Genomic DNA, 13,808 nt, shown 5'->3' on the forward strand with positions numbered 1-13,808 from the left:
GTTTATGACTGCTGCAGAGAAGAGAAAAATTCAAAGAGCTTTGAACGCATTGCGTAAGCAAAGAGTGGTTCTGAAAGAAAGTCTTAAAAGAATTGAAGCCATTCTTTGCAGGTTGCCTATTGGCAGTCGTGAAAGATTTGAATTGTTAGCAGTAAGAGACTCAATAGTAGAAGCGCTTCGACTAAATGCAATTGCCATTAGAAATTTAAAAGATGCTACTTGTTCTTGTTAATTACCCTAATACCAGTTCTACGCAGTTTTTGCGTGGAGCTGGTTTTTTTGAAATAATAAGATTCAAACTATCCGTTATGATACTATAAACTTAATATGTCGATAACGTAAAAAAGAGAGGAAACCATTTATGACTAACAAACTATACTACAATTCTACATACCAGACTGATTGGCAAACCCGTGTGACTGAAACCATAGAACGAGAAGATGGGCTTTATGTTCTTTTAGAAGAGACGGCTTTTTATCCGCATGGTGGTGGACAACCCTGTGATCTTGGAGCTATTCAGGGAATCCCTGTGCTTGATGTAATCAGTGAGGAAGAGCTTGTACTGCATAAGCTGGAACGTTTACCTAATGAGGAATCGGTAACTTGTCAGATCGATTGGAATAGAAGATTTGACCATATGCAGCAGCATAGTGGCCAGCATTTGCTCTCAGCGGTTTGTCTAGAAAAACATAACTTTATGACCTTAAGCTTTCATTTAGGTGAGGACTATTGCACTATTGATATAGAAGTTTCAGAACTGTCTGCTGATCAACTGTACTCCATAGAGAGAGAAGTTAATCGGCAGATTTACTTAAATCACAATATTCTCAGTTATTTCGTAACAGGGGAAGAGGCTGCACAGCTTAAATTGGTTAAACAGCCAAAAGTGACAGAGAACATCCGGATTGTTGAGATCAAAGATGTTGAATACAACGCTTGTGGGGGGACACATGTGTCCTCAACGGGTGAAATTGGAATGATTAAGCTTTTAAAAGCTGAGAAAATAAAAGCGAACACGCGGATTTATTTTAAATGTGGATATCGTGCTTTAGAGGAATTTAATACTAGTCAGCAAATCCTTGGAACACTGTCTTCCAAATTCAACACAGGCAAAGATGAGATTATTGATCGAATTGAAAAATGGGAAAATGAACAAAAGCTGCTGCAAGCTGAAATTTACCTGCTTAAAGAAAAAAATGACGACTATGTTGTGCAAGAGCTTTTAAATGAGCAAGCGGGAAAGATGATCGCACAAGTATTTGAAGATAAATCGCTAAAAGATCTACAGAGCTTAGCTAATAAGCTGACTTCGAAATGTGATCTTCCTGTATTATTAGCTACTTCTGCGGAGAATAAGGTTGTGTTTGCGCAGAACGGGAGCACGGAGATTTCCTGTGGAGCTTTTTTCAAAGCTCATCTAGGCAGCTATAATGGTAAAGGCGGGGGCAGCGATAAACTGGCGCAAGCAGGATTCCCAACTTGGGAGGATGCTTTGGCATTTTATGAGTTTGCTAGAGGGTGAGAAGAAACTTTTTCCATTATCTTCCGTCTAATTACATATGATTATAAGGTCGAAGGAGACGGATAGAAATGAATAAATGGAAGGTAACACTAGGGATCTTTGCAGTTTTGATTTTAAGTACTGGGTATGGAGCGGTATCTGCGCAAGCAGACAAGCAAATTCAATTCAACTATAAAGAAATTGGAATCAGCAGTAAACAAGTGATCGCGGAGAATACAACTTTTGTACCCTTGAAATCACTTGCAGATGCTATGGGTTATACGTTATCGCGGGATCAAAAGTCCAAAATGGCCAAGCTGGTACGTCCAGAGCGTGAAGTCATCTTCACCGCGGGTGCTGCAACGTCAAAAGTGAACGGGGCAGCGATGGCATTAACAAAATCTCCGCGTATCATAAAAGGTTCGTTGTACATGCCCTTGGTCTCTGCAGTCAGTGTACTTGGGGGTAAAACCGCGTTTAATAAAACGGATGGGGTTATCCAAATCGTAGATGAACCTAGATTTGTTGCTGCTTCTGTAGAAGGTAGATCCTATTGGATATCTCAAAAAAACGCAAATTTATATTACCGGGCTACGGCAGCTGGGAAACCAGTAATTATTGGCCAACTACCCCTTAAGGAGTCAGCTTACAATCATGGATTTGAGATTAAAAAACTTGGAAATGGCACGGACTTACTTCAATTAACGGACAATCATTATGCAATGTTTTATGATTTCAACAGCAGCTATCAGGTACTAGTTCAAGCAGGTACAATAATTAAGCAAATGGATTATCAATATATGATTCCGGCTTATCCACACGCGCCTCAAGTGCCTTCCACTCAGGTGTATATGACCGATGGGAAGAACGTTCAGTATATTACTAAGGATGGCGGTTTGGGCAAGTTGTTTGAGATGGAGAAATTAACCGGGGCAACCGGTGATTTCATAGTGGAGTACGCCGCGGAGGATGTGGCACTCGTTCGCTTATTAGATACAACTCAATTATATATTGTCTACAGCAGTACAGGAGAAATCGTCAATCTCAGTGAACAACTGATTACTAGTGAGGATCGTAAAGAATGGGATAAAGTAAATGATGGCAGAGATCAATACATTCTGAGCAGAATGTTAGGGATGAAAAGCCGTAAGGGGAATGTACTGACATTCACCTATACGCCAATCCTTGAAGAAAAAGCAAAAACAGTGACATATACACTTCAAGCGAAATAATTCGGAATCACATCAATATAATTAGTACAAAAAAAGAGCGATGTTGAACATCGCTCTTTTTTATGTATTTATGATTATTTCGTTGTCATCATACTTCCACCCTTAATCTGAACGGGTTGATCATTTATAGATACCCAAACATCTATGGCAGAATTGTTGCGGATAATCGTTTTGTCGGCACTTAATTTCAGTGAATACAGGGCAGTGACATAATCATAAATCTCAATATTAGTAGCGTACCAAATATCTGAATGTCCACCTGCTTGTTGGCAAAAAGTTTCGATTAGCTCCCAATTGTTCTGCTGTGCGAACTCATAGCTATGGCCCCAAACATAGCAGAGTCTTAGTTTCTGGGAGGGTCCTTCCATTGTGAATCGCTCCCAAACCTGATGCAGATCTTCAATATGGTGGCAGGTTGGATGCCATTCCATGAAATTAAGAGGCATATCAAATTGTTTAGTAGAGTGAACAGTGCGGCTGTATTCAATTCCAACGGACTGAAGTGGTGCAATTATCTCCTGAGAGTATGTACCGTAGGGGTAGGACATGCCTCGCACTGGATAATCCACCAGCTTTTCCAATCGTTTACGGTCTTCGAACAGCTCTTCAATTACCATCGGTAAATGAAGACGCTCTAGATGTGGGTGAGTAACGGAATGGGCGGACACTTCATGATTCCTGAGCGAATGCTTAACATCAGCGGGCGATAAGAACCCAGGTGCATTGATCATTGCACTATTTAAATGGAAGGTCCCTTTGATTCCATATTGATCAAAAATACCAGCCAAGCGGATATCGTGTTTCTGGCCGTCATCATAGCTCATAGTGAGCGCCTTAGATAATCCGCCTGGGAATAAGTTGAATTGAAGTTTCATGAATTCACACTCCTATAATTTGGTAATCTCGAAATTACTTCTTCCAATTATAAACAATTGACGTTATAATCAGATTCCACGTTTGAAAAGGAAAGAGTTTTCAGTGAAAAATATACACTTAAGGAGAGATGCTATCTGCCTGACTTTCTCTACGTTGTAAAGCTACTCTATGTAAAAGACAAAAGAAACTCACTTTTATATTTTATCACTAACCTGCTGAGCCCACCAATTCTATTTGCAGAGCTGTTCATAACGAAATATGTGGTTGACCTAAGCTGCACATACAAAAATCAAATATAGACGTTGTATAAATAGATGGTCTTGGCTGTATGATATAATTATTAGAAAAAAATATGGGGAGAACTGTATGACTACAATCATTGATAAAATTGCATGGATTCATATTCAGAATGGACAAGTTTTGTGTGCGCGTTCCAAAGGGAAAGATACCTATTATTTGCCTGGAGGAAAAAGAGAAGCTGGAGAAACAGACGAGGAGACGCTCGTGCGCGAAATCGAGGAAGAGATCTCTGTTCGTATTAAACCAGAAACCATCTCCTATTTTGGAACCTTTGAAGCGGAAGCTCACGGTAAAGCTGAAGGCGTCATAGTTAAAATGACATGTTATATCGCGGATTTTGAAGGTACACTTAGTCCTGCGTCGGAAATTGAAGAGTTATCCTGGTTATCTTATAAGGATCGAAATCGTGTTTCAGTCGTTACACAGATCATTTTCGATCAATTGCATGAGCATAAATTACTTTCCTAATTCACAATTTAAAGTTCTGAAAGCCCGTTTTAAGCCTAAGAGATGGCTTGAGGCGGTCTTTTTTTTGAAAATATACGAAAGGCTTATAGGGGCAACAACATCGTTTATTTTGGTTTAGGACAGATGTCCTTTTTTAAAGGCCTGAATTGCTTTTTAATATGTAAGAGATCGAAGTTGAGGAGAGAGAGAAATGAGAGGAATTATATTTGCGTTTTTAGCGGGGGCTTGTATCACTCTGCAAGGAGTATCTAATGCTCGAATTAGTCAAGATATTGGGACTTGGCAAGCTGCGACAATTACACAGTTAACAGGATTTATCATGTCGTTACTAATCCTTTTATTTGTTAGAGATGGGAAATGGCAAGGATTAAAAGAAGTAAAACCATTATATCTAATTGGCGGATCTTTTGCCGCAGTCGTTATTTTCAGTGAAGTCACTGCCATTCAACAGATTGGCGTTACTTTTACTATATCGACATTGCTCATTGCACAGCTATGCTTGACCTTCTTAATTGATATTAAAGGCTGGTTTGGGATGGAAAAACGACAAATGAGACTCCCACAGTTTATTGGAATAGGGTTGATGATTGCTGGAGTAGTGATTTTGAAATTCTGAGAATACAATCAACAACTGGAGGAGTTACGTTATGATTTTAGGGTTAATATTAGCGCTTGTCGCGGGTTCATTCGTTAGTTTACAAAATATTTTTAATACGAAGGTTAATCAAAAGGTTGGATCTTGGGCCACAACGACGTTAGTATTAGGGTTGGGTTTTCTGGCTTCCTTTATTATGAGTCTTATCTTTGAAGGCGGCCGAATATTTACTTTGCGAAATATGGAGCCTTGGTACTGGATCAGCGGATTAATCGGGGTGGGTGTAGTAATCTGTCTCGTACAAGGCACCAAACGTCTTGGGCCTACCTATGCGATCTCGATCGTATTAATCTCTCAGCTTGGGTTTGCTTTATTGTGGGATTCCCTCGGCTGGTTAGGGCTTGAAAAGGTTCCATTCACCTGGAAGCAGTTGGTCGGAGTACTCGTGATTGTTGGCGGTATTCTAGTGTTTAAGCTAGGTGGTGCCCGGGAGACTCAAAAGTCGGCTTAATTTATCCTCAGACTCATGTTTGTCAAAATAGAAGTGATGGCAGTCACACGAGAGTGAAAGCAAATCAATCTATACTTTGGGAAAGTAGTAACTCAATTATAAATAAGGAGCAGATCATCCAATGTTCATACAATTGAACTCTCTAACTACAGAAAAGTTAAATGAAAACCTTGGTGAACGACCAGGTTATTTTAAATTGTTCTTCGATACAGAGGGCTGTGGTTGTAATGGCGTGATCGTAATTCAGATTATTAGTGAACCCCATGCTACAGATATTGAAGTTCAGAAAGAGCCCTTTACTTTTTTTGTGGACCGTCAACAGGAATCTTTATTTGACGAACAGATGCGACTTGAAGCAGATGAGAATTACCCGTCATTCAGATTAAGTAGTGATTCGGGCCTGTTAGGAAGCAATATTCGAGTAAAAGATATTCGCTGAGTAGAGCACTGCTATACTAAAAACCAGAGCATTTGAGATCATCTCTCAATGCGCTGGTTTTTTAAATTTCGTTCCTATATATGGCACTTGCAATTCGTTTCTTACCCATTGGATTTTTTCATAAAAGCTATATGGTCTATTTTGCTGTTCACCAGTGTAATTAACTGTTCTGCCATGTAGCTCGCCGAATATTTGAAATTGACTTCAGCCCAGTGCATAATGACACCTACTGTAGCAGACATTTGGTAACTCAACATAATTTCATAATCCACAGGAGCAGCATCAGCTTCTATCTCAATTCGCATATCCTCACGCATGGATTCCCGTAAACGGTCGAACAGTTCAACAGTCATTTTCCCTCGTTCCACTGCGGATAAGGCTAAAAACTCCGCTTTATGCCCCTCAATATATTCGAACAGCTGCAGAATGGAAGGGAAGACCTCCGTTGCCTCAATACGTTCCAATCCCTCATAAGGGTCTAATAGCGCCTCTCCTATACCCTGTAGAAATTCATCATGTATTTCCTTAAGCAAAGCCTCTTTACTCTCAAAATGTTTATAAAAAGTCCCTCGATTGTAATCCGCTCGATTAGTCACGTCCAATATCGTAACTGAATCATAGCTATTTTCCAATATTAGCTCAACGAATGCAGATTTCAGAGCTTGGCGTGTTCTTCTGGTTCTTCTGTCTTCATGTTCTTCCTGTATCAAAAAAACTACCTCCAGCTATGATCTTTTTATCGTTCATTTATAGTTCTTACTTTAAAAGTAACAAAAGATCAGCTAATGTTCAAGATTTAGACATAAGTAAACACGTAGAGCAAGTATGTTGGTTAGGCGACATTACTTAAAATTCTGATTATTGAACAGGTTAACTAATGGGGTGTACTCTAGTAATAGAGATAGGTTATCCCATCTCCTAAGACTATAATATATAGCCAATTCATAACAAAGGATGCGAACATACAATGAGTGAATCATATGTAAAAACTGCTGTAATTACTGGAGCTGCAGGTGGAATCGGTAAAGAGCTTGCCCGTCGATTGTCTGATCGTAAACTGAATCTTGTACTTGTCGATCTGAATGAAGAAGCGATAAAAAATGTCATCCAAGATTTAGGCTTAAATGAATCTAACTCTTTAGCTGTAGCTGCGGATGTCTCTAATGAAGAAGACGTTCAGAATTATGTTAATAAAGCGGTAGAAAAATTTGGAACCATTGATTATTTTGCAAACAATGCCGGAATTGAAGGTCCAGCAGGTCAAATCGAAGAGCTTAACGTTAAAGCACTTGATCTTGTATATAACGTCAATGTACGTGGTGTATTTCTTGGACTACATTATGTAATTCCTGTGATGAAAAAACAAAAATCAGGTGCTATTCTGAACACTTCTTCTCTGGCAGGACTCATGGGTGCACCAGGTATGGCCCCTTACATTATGTCTAAGCATGCTGTAATTGGTCTGACTCGCGTAGCTGCAAATGAGCTTGCACCACTTGGTATTCGTGTAAATGCGGTACTCCCAGGAACGATCAATACACAAATGATGCGTAAAATTGAAAATAATTTTGGAAGCGCAGAAGAATACAAGGCAGCTAACGAAGCTGCAACACCTATGGGACGCTACGGAGAACCGCAAGAGGTTGCCGCTGTGATGAACTTCCTTCTGTCGGATGAGGCTTCATTCGTAACGGGTTCTCTATATACAGTCGACGGTGGTATGATAGGTCAATAATGCAAGCTGATTTCGATCATTAAGGATACTCCAAATAAAGGATTGGGCCTGTGCGTCAAGCATTGGGTCCAATTCTTTTTTATTTAGGATACCCGGATCGGATTTTATAATAAGCAATTTGCTGAATTATCTTATAGAATATACAAAGGGGATTTAATCTTTTTAAGTATTGATCAGTGATTTAGATAAATTGTTGGCGAGGAGTGTTCATATGCATGAATTATCTCAACAGGATTTTAATGAAGTGAAACCGTTACTTACAGGTGCTCCTATTCATCCTGAAATTCTCTCCATTATCGAGGGAAATAATCCGGGCTGGATTTTTGTAGATCAACTTGTAACACCAAAAAGCGCGTTGGTATGGAGTAAGGGGATGCAAGGATTTTATATTATAGGCGATCACACCAATGAGATATTTATTAAAAGCTTAGATAGTTATGTATCCAGTCAGATTGTACCGAGGATGAAAAAGCTTGGGCTGGAGTATTTTGAAGTCTCAGGTCAACACAATGAATGGAATCTGGCATTGATGTTTCCTTCTAGGAAGCTATATCCTTTTGAACAAATGGTGTTCAAGTTATTTCACAAGCCCGTTGAGTCCCTTAATAATGCGATTAGAATTATAAATCTTAAAATGCTGGACTGGGAGGACTTAGATCTAAAGAATATAGAATTTGTACATGATAATATTGATTTATTCTGGTCATCGAAAGAAGACTTTAGGGCAAAAGGCTATGGATATGCTGCTGTTGAGGGAACTGAGATTATGGGTGTATGTTATTCTAGTTTCGTTACGGAGGATACACATGCTATCGGAATTGAAACTCTCTCCAAGTATCAGAATAGAGGAGTGGGGACTCATTTAGCGGCCTTAGTAGCGGAGGATATACTTACAAATGGTTTTACACCTTACTGGGACTGTTCATTAGATAATGAAGCTTCCCGAAAGCTAGCGCTCCGTTTAGGATTTCAGCAAATTCATCAATATAAGTGTAGTGCTTTTTCAATATGACGGTTTCGCAAATTATTAGGTTAGGATGAACATTGATGAGAATATTGCTCGTAGAGGACGATAGAACGATTGCTTCAGGACTTGAATATTCCTTGCAGCAGGATCATTTTGAAACTATTTTATGTTATGATGCAACCTCTGCTAGGAGGGTGTTGGCGGAGCGGTTATCTGAAGTAACACTTTGCATTTTTGATCTCTCTCTACCGGATGGCAGCGGATATGATCTGTGTAAGATCGTGAAGGAGCGGAGCGATATTCCGGTCATCTTTTTAACTGCGATTGATGACGAAGTTAATGTAGTGATGGGACTTGATATGGGAGCAGACGATTACATAACTAAGCCATTTCGGATTCGCGAGCTGTTATCACGCATTAAATCGGTGTTAAGGAGATATAACAAGCAGGCTCAAACTCCATCTAATTTTGAACTAGAGAATATACGGATTAATACGCTTGAAGGAAAAGTTTATAAGAACGGCGATGAAGTTCTGCTAACAGCATTAGAATATCGTCTGCTTCTGATATTTGCTAATCATGTGGGACAAGTCCTTTCCAGAAATCAGCTGTTAGAGCGGATTTGGGATGTCGCCGGAGAATTTGTAAATGATAATACATTGTCTGTGTATATTAAACGCTTAAGGGAAAAGTTAGAGGATAACCCGCAAGAACCCACACTGATCAAAACAGTACGCGGTTTAGGGTATAAGGTTGGTGATTAGATGTTACGAAACAGAGAATTTAGATGGTTATTACTAACGATGACTACGATCAGCCTTCTGGCGATTATAGGAACGGCATTTATTTCATCAGCAGCGATGGGGATCACGGCGGTAACTTCAGTTCTGCTTATAGGTTGTTGTTTATTATTTACCCGCTGGAGATACCGCGAAATTGAGAAGCTTTCAGGGTATCTACGTCAAATTAGCAGCGGTAATTATTCGCTCGATGTTCGTGATAATCAGGAAGGCGAGCTTAGTATCCTGAAAAATGATATTTATAAGGTGACGTTGATGTTATCGGAGCAGCGTTTGCTTTTGCAAGAGGATAAAATAAAGCTTACCAATGCGATCTCCGACATCTCCCATCAGCTCAAAACACCACTTACCTCCATGACCGTGATGGCAGATTTATTAAGCGATCCTGATCTGGACGTTGAGAAAAGAATAGAATTTACGCGGAAAATCAGCCTTCAGCTCGATCGGATTGGCTGGCTGGTTTCTTCATTATTAAAGTTCTCAAAGATCGATGCCGGAACCATTCAATTTAAAAAAGATTCAATAAAAGTAAAGAAGCTTGTTCAGAAATCTATGGAGCCCATACTGATTCCAATGGATATTAAGGAGCAACGGATCCTAATCGAAGGTGAAGACGCTACCTCATTTATAGGCGATTACAATTGGACAACTGAGGCGATGATTAATATTCTGAAAAACTGTGTAGAGCATACACCTGCTGGGGGAGAGATTGCGATTTCTTTTGCAGAAAACACGCTGTTCACGGAAATTGTCATTACTGATAATGGAAAAGGAATTCCTAAAGCAGAGATCCCCTATATTTTCAAACGATTCTACAAGGGTACAAATGCAAACGAAGACAGCGTTGGAATTGGACTTGCCTTGGCGCAAAGTATTATCACTGAACAAAACGGCACGATTGATGTGGTGAGTGAAGTAGGAAAGGGTACACAATTTCGGATCAAATTTTACAAGCAAGTGATTTAACAATTATGGCTTAGTGACTAGAATGTCACTTAAGAGTCACTGAAGAGTCATTGTAGACAGATATACTGATCTCATCAACAAATGGGGGTCTAACAATGGATATTTTAAAGATTGAACATCTGTCTAAAACATATGGTAAAGGCGAGACCGCAGTAAAGGCTCTGGATGATGTATCTTTTTCAATTAAAAAAGGTGAATTCGTAGCGATTATTGGACCATCCGGCTCAGGAAAATCAACGATTCTGCATTTATTAGGTGGGGTGGATAGACCGACAAGCGGTAAAGTATTTGTAGATAACACGGATATTTATGATTTGAATGAAACACAGCTGGCGATCTTTAGACGCAGACAAATTGGTCTTATTTATCAGTTCTATAATCTCATACCGGTGCTGACGGTTGAAGAGAATATCACACTTCCGTTGCTGCTCGATCAGCATAAAGTGGATAAGAAGCAATTTGCAGATACCGTGAAGGCGTTAAATTTGGAAAATCGTTTAAACCATCTGCCGAATCAGCTATCAGGCGGACAGCAGCAGCGGGTATCCATAGGCAGAGCATTAATTAGTAACCCTGCAATTATGCTGGCAGATGAGCCAACTGGTAATCTAGACAGCAAGAATAGCAGTGAAATTATTGAATTATTAAAAATGTTTAATAAAACGTATAATCAAACACTTATTGTGATTACTCACGATGAACGTATTGCCTTGCAAGCAGATCGGGTCATTACTATTGAAGATGGAAGGATCGCTAAAGATGAGGTGATTCGTCCGTGAATATCGTAAACAAATTAACTATAAGACATTTGAAACAGAATAAGCGAAGAACATTGGTAACTATCATTGGAGTTATCATTTCAGTAGCTATGGTAACGGCTGTGGCGACGTTAGGTTTTTCTTTTATGGAATTAATGAAGAAGCAAAGTATCTCTACAAATGGAGAATGGCATGTCCAATATAGAAATGTTACTAAAGCTCAGCTCAAAGCGATAGAAACAGATGATGCGACAAAAGCCCTAGTGATCTCCAACGATCGTGGCTACGCCCCTTTAGAGGGTGGGAAGAATGAGAATAAACCCTATTGGTATATCAAGGAATATAATGCAGCTGGTTTTAAACAATTCCCGATTGAACTGCTGGAAGGTAGACTCCCGAAGACAAACCACGAAGTAGTCATTTCTGAGGAGATTGCAAAGAATGCAAAAGTCTCTTACAAGATTGGTGAAACTTTAACGCTTGATGTGGGTGAACGTGTCACTAGCGATGATGAAAATAGTGGCCAACCCCTATCTCAGAATGAACGATTACGGACTGAAGAGGATACCTTGCTTGAAAAGATTATTCATAAAAAATCAATGAACTATACGATTGTGGGAGTGATAAAACGTCCTACTTGGGAACCAACATGGTCTCCGGGTTATACTGCCATAAGTTATGTGGATGAAAGCATGATTGGAGCAGCTGAAAAAACCACAGCGACGGTTGTATTAAAAAAGGTGGACAGCTCCATATACAAGCATGCAGAGGAATTGGCAAAAGAAAATAAGATCGAGTCGATCTCTTATAATAATAGTCTGCTCCGCTATTATGGTGTGACGAATAACGATGGCTTACGTAACACACTTCTTTTATTGTCAGTAATTATTATGGTTGTGATTATCATTGGTTCCGTTTCTTTAATCTATAATGCTTTTGCAATCTCTGTCTCGGAGCGTGCACGTCATTTAGGGATGCTCTCCAGTGTAGGGGCTACAAAGTGGCAAAAGCAGAATTCAGTGTTTTTTGAAGGAATGATTATCGGTTTAATTAGTATTCCAATTGGGATCATTTGCGGTATAGCAGGCATCGGGATCACTTTTATGTTTATCAATTCGATGATTAAAGATGTATTAGGGATAACTGAGAGATTAATGTTGATTGTTACACCTCTGTCTCTACTAACCGCTTGTTTAGTTTCAATACTGACAATTTTTATATCCACCTATCTTCCAGCCAGAAAGGCTTCAAAGATCTCGGCAATTGATGCGATCAGACAAACAACCGATGTTAAGCTCTCAGGTAAAGCGGTGAAAACATCCAAGTTCGTGCGCAGATTGTTTGGTATTGAAGCAGAAATTGGTTTGAAGAATTTAAAGAGAAATAAACGCAGGTACCAAGCAACCGTGTTCTCACTTGTCATTAGTATTGTTTTATTTTTATCTGTATCAGCGTTCACTTCTAATATGAGAAGATCGGTAGAACTCTCACAGGATGGTTTGAACTATGATATCCAAGTATATATGGGGACTGAGGACGCTCAAAAAGTGGACCGGTTGACGAACTCGATATCCAAATTACCTAATATAACGGAATATAATGTGACTAAGGAACTCAGTGTGAGTTCATGGATTGATGAGAAAAATATGGCAAAAGAATTGCAAGAGATTGTGCAGGCGGATAAGAGTGTTCTAAAGAACGGGAAATATCCTTACTATATTCAGATCTATGCACTAAATGAACAGAGTTTGAAAACCTATGCAGAAACGGTCGGTATAAATTATGAACAACTAACGAAGCTTGATCAGATGACTGCTATTGTGAATGATACGGTTACCTTTGAGGATGAGAAAGCTAAAAAAATTGTTGAGACTAAAGCTTTTCACTCTGAAGTCGGCCAAAAGCTTGAGCTTATTTATACGGATTGGGATACCAAAAAAGAGACGAATTTATCACCAGTAAAAATTGTCGCTCTAACTGATAAACGTCCAATGGGAGTACATTCAGCAATGGTTGGTGGAATAAACATCATCGTCTCTGAACAAGTCTTCGATAAACTAACAAATGATGCGATGAGCAAAGATATTCAAAGCCGGCTTAACTTGAACAGCACAAACCCATTAGCGACACAACAAGCCATAGAGGAAATGAAAGAGCGGAATATCTATGTTCAAAATGTGTATCAAAATAGACAAAATAGTGAGCAGATGATCATGTTAATGTCTATTTTCACCTATGGTTTTATTGCTTTGATTACTTTAATATCAATTGCGAATATTTTTAATACGATATCAACTAGCATATCTCTTCGTAAAAGAGAGTTTGCGATGCTGAAGTCTGTGGGCATGACGCCAAATGGTTTTAATAAAATGATTAATTACGAAAGTGTTTTTTATGGAATAAAGTCACTACTATATGGGCTTCCGATTAGTATAGTTATTATGTACTTGATCTATAGATCAATGATGAGCAGCTTCTCTTATGGATTCACACTTCCGTGGATGAGTATCTTGTGTGTCATATTGGCAGTGTTTATCATCGTTAGCGCAGCTATGTTATATTCAAGCTCAAAAGTGAAAAAAGAGAACATTATCGATGCATTGAAACAGGAAAATATATAACTATTAGCCCATCATTGCCGCGTTTAACGCGGCTTTTTT

Annotated in this window: 15 protein-coding genes; 13 read left to right on the forward strand and 2 right to left on the reverse strand. The window is 39.2% G+C overall.

Going from position 1 to position 13,808, the window contains the following annotated elements; translation table 11 throughout:
* Positions 1 to 4 precede the first annotated feature (4 nt).
* The 3 genes from NSQ91_RS15310 to NSQ91_RS15320 all read left to right on the forward strand — a co-directional run bounded on the left by NSQ91_RS15310 (position 5) and on the right by NSQ91_RS15320 (position 2,733).
* Entirely contained in the window at positions 5 to 232 is a 228-nt protein-coding gene (locus tag NSQ91_RS15310; RefSeq protein WP_076190427.1) for a hypothetical protein, read from the forward strand.
* A gap of 129 nt (positions 233 to 361) precedes the next feature.
* On the forward strand, positions 362 to 1,522 hold the full coding sequence (locus NSQ91_RS15315; RefSeq protein WP_076305509.1) for an alanyl-tRNA editing protein: 1,161 nt from the start codon (positions 362 to 364) through the stop codon (positions 1,520 to 1,522).
* Positions 1,523 to 1,590: 68 nt separating this feature from the next.
* Entirely contained in the window at positions 1,591 to 2,733 is a 1,143-nt protein-coding gene (locus NSQ91_RS15320; protein WP_076305508.1) for a copper amine oxidase N-terminal domain-containing protein, read from the forward strand.
* Positions 2,734 to 2,807: 74 nt separating this feature from the next.
* Here the strand turns inward: NSQ91_RS15320 and NSQ91_RS15325 are convergent, their stop codons facing one another.
* Positions 2,808 to 3,608, reverse strand: coding sequence for a polysaccharide deacetylase family protein (locus NSQ91_RS15325; protein ID WP_076305507.1), 801 nt, complete (start codon positions 3,606 to 3,608; stop codon positions 2,808 to 2,810).
* 367 nt (positions 3,609 to 3,975) lie between these two features.
* Here NSQ91_RS15325 and NSQ91_RS15330 point away from each other — a divergent pair, with 367 nt between their 5' ends.
* The 4 genes from NSQ91_RS15330 (at position 3,976) to NSQ91_RS15345 (ending at position 5,922) form a co-directional block, all read left to right on the forward strand.
* On the forward strand, positions 3,976 to 4,377 hold the full coding sequence (locus tag NSQ91_RS15330) for an NUDIX hydrolase (RefSeq protein WP_076125824.1): 402 nt from the start codon (positions 3,976 to 3,978) through the stop codon (positions 4,375 to 4,377).
* Positions 4,378 to 4,567: 190 nt separating this feature from the next.
* Positions 4,568 to 4,993 carry a DMT family transporter gene (locus NSQ91_RS15335; RefSeq protein WP_076190424.1) on the forward strand — a complete coding sequence of 142 codons (426 nt, stop codon included), beginning with the start codon at positions 4,568 to 4,570 and terminating at the stop codon, positions 4,991 to 4,993.
* Positions 4,994 to 5,024: 31 nt separating this feature from the next.
* A complete protein-coding gene (locus NSQ91_RS15340) occupies positions 5,025 to 5,483 on the forward strand; it encodes a DMT family transporter (protein WP_076125820.1) in 459 nt (152 codons plus the stop codon).
* A gap of 121 nt (positions 5,484 to 5,604) precedes the next feature.
* On the forward strand, positions 5,605 to 5,922 hold the full coding sequence (locus NSQ91_RS15345) for an iron-sulfur cluster biosynthesis family protein (protein ID WP_076125818.1): 318 nt from the start codon (positions 5,605 to 5,607) through the stop codon (positions 5,920 to 5,922).
* A gap of 101 nt (positions 5,923 to 6,023) precedes the next feature.
* Here NSQ91_RS15345 and NSQ91_RS15350 read toward each other — a convergent pair whose 3' ends face one another.
* A complete protein-coding gene (locus tag NSQ91_RS15350; protein ID WP_076190423.1) occupies positions 6,024 to 6,632 on the reverse strand; it encodes a TetR/AcrR family transcriptional regulator in 609 nt (202 codons plus the stop codon).
* Positions 6,633 to 6,889: 257 nt separating this feature from the next.
* Between NSQ91_RS15350 and NSQ91_RS15355 the strand changes: the two genes are divergently transcribed.
* The 6 genes from NSQ91_RS15355 to NSQ91_RS15380 all read left to right on the forward strand — a co-directional run bounded on the left by NSQ91_RS15355 (position 6,890) and on the right by NSQ91_RS15380 (position 13,769).
* Positions 6,890 to 7,657 (forward strand): SDR family NAD(P)-dependent oxidoreductase, encoded by a 768-nt coding sequence (locus tag NSQ91_RS15355; RefSeq protein WP_076305506.1) that lies wholly within the window; start codon positions 6,890 to 6,892, stop codon positions 7,655 to 7,657.
* Positions 7,658 to 7,868: 211 nt separating this feature from the next.
* The gene (locus NSQ91_RS15360) at positions 7,869 to 8,669 is read left to right on the forward strand and encodes a GNAT family N-acetyltransferase (protein WP_340918646.1); all 801 of its coding nucleotides are present in this window, start codon (positions 7,869 to 7,871) and stop codon (positions 8,667 to 8,669) included.
* A 35-nt stretch (positions 8,670 to 8,704) separates the two neighbouring features.
* Positions 8,705 to 9,388 (forward strand): response regulator transcription factor, encoded by a 684-nt coding sequence (locus NSQ91_RS15365; protein WP_076125811.1) that lies wholly within the window; start codon positions 8,705 to 8,707, stop codon positions 9,386 to 9,388.
* Positions 9,389 to 10,390: a sensor histidine kinase gene (locus NSQ91_RS15370; RefSeq protein ID WP_076305504.1), complete on the forward strand. Its 1,002-nt coding sequence runs from the start codon at positions 9,389 to 9,391 to the stop codon at positions 10,388 to 10,390.
* A gap of 95 nt (positions 10,391 to 10,485) precedes the next feature.
* Positions 10,486 to 11,169 (forward strand): ABC transporter ATP-binding protein, encoded by a 684-nt coding sequence (locus tag NSQ91_RS15375; RefSeq protein ID WP_076125806.1) that lies wholly within the window; start codon positions 10,486 to 10,488, stop codon positions 11,167 to 11,169.
* Positions 11,166 to 13,769, forward strand: a complete 2,604-nt coding sequence (locus NSQ91_RS15380) for an ABC transporter permease (protein ID WP_076305503.1) — start codon at positions 11,166 to 11,168, stop codon at positions 13,767 to 13,769. The genes NSQ91_RS15375 and NSQ91_RS15380 overlap by 4 nt, the downstream gene beginning before the upstream one ends.
* Positions 13,770 to 13,808 lie beyond the last annotated feature (39 nt).

The sequence above is a fragment of the Paenibacillus sp. FSL R7-0048 genome (assembly GCF_038004505.1).
Classification (GTDB): Bacteria; Bacillota; Bacilli; order Paenibacillales; family Paenibacillaceae; genus Paenibacillus_AQ; species Paenibacillus_AQ odorifer.

Coding starts and splice junctions, on each gene's coding strand:
- NSQ91_RS15310 (WP_076190427.1), top strand. CDS start 5: ATGACTGCTGCAGAGAAGAGAAAAATTCAAAGAGCTTTGAACGCATTG.
- NSQ91_RS15315 (WP_076305509.1), top strand. CDS start 362: ATGACTAACAAACTATACTACAATTCTACATACCAGACTGATTGGCAA.
- NSQ91_RS15320 (WP_076305508.1), top strand. CDS start 1,591: ATGAATAAATGGAAGGTAACACTAGGGATCTTTGCAGTTTTGATTTTA.
- NSQ91_RS15325 (WP_076305507.1), bottom strand. CDS start 3,608: ATGAAACTTCAATTCAACTTATTCCCAGGCGGATTATCTAAGGCGCTC.
- NSQ91_RS15330 (WP_076125824.1), top strand. CDS start 3,976: ATGACTACAATCATTGATAAAATTGCATGGATTCATATTCAGAATGGA.
- NSQ91_RS15335 (WP_076190424.1), top strand. CDS start 4,568: ATGAGAGGAATTATATTTGCGTTTTTAGCGGGGGCTTGTATCACTCTG.
- NSQ91_RS15340 (WP_076125820.1), top strand. CDS start 5,025: ATGATTTTAGGGTTAATATTAGCGCTTGTCGCGGGTTCATTCGTTAGT.
- NSQ91_RS15345 (WP_076125818.1), top strand. CDS start 5,605: ATGTTCATACAATTGAACTCTCTAACTACAGAAAAGTTAAATGAAAAC.
- NSQ91_RS15355 (WP_076305506.1), top strand. CDS start 6,890: ATGAGTGAATCATATGTAAAAACTGCTGTAATTACTGGAGCTGCAGGT.
- NSQ91_RS15360 (WP_340918646.1), top strand. CDS start 7,869: ATGCATGAATTATCTCAACAGGATTTTAATGAAGTGAAACCGTTACTT.
- NSQ91_RS15365 (WP_076125811.1), top strand. CDS start 8,705: ATGAGAATATTGCTCGTAGAGGACGATAGAACGATTGCTTCAGGACTT.
- NSQ91_RS15370 (WP_076305504.1), top strand. CDS start 9,389: ATGTTACGAAACAGAGAATTTAGATGGTTATTACTAACGATGACTACG.
- NSQ91_RS15375 (WP_076125806.1), top strand. CDS start 10,486: ATGGATATTTTAAAGATTGAACATCTGTCTAAAACATATGGTAAAGGC.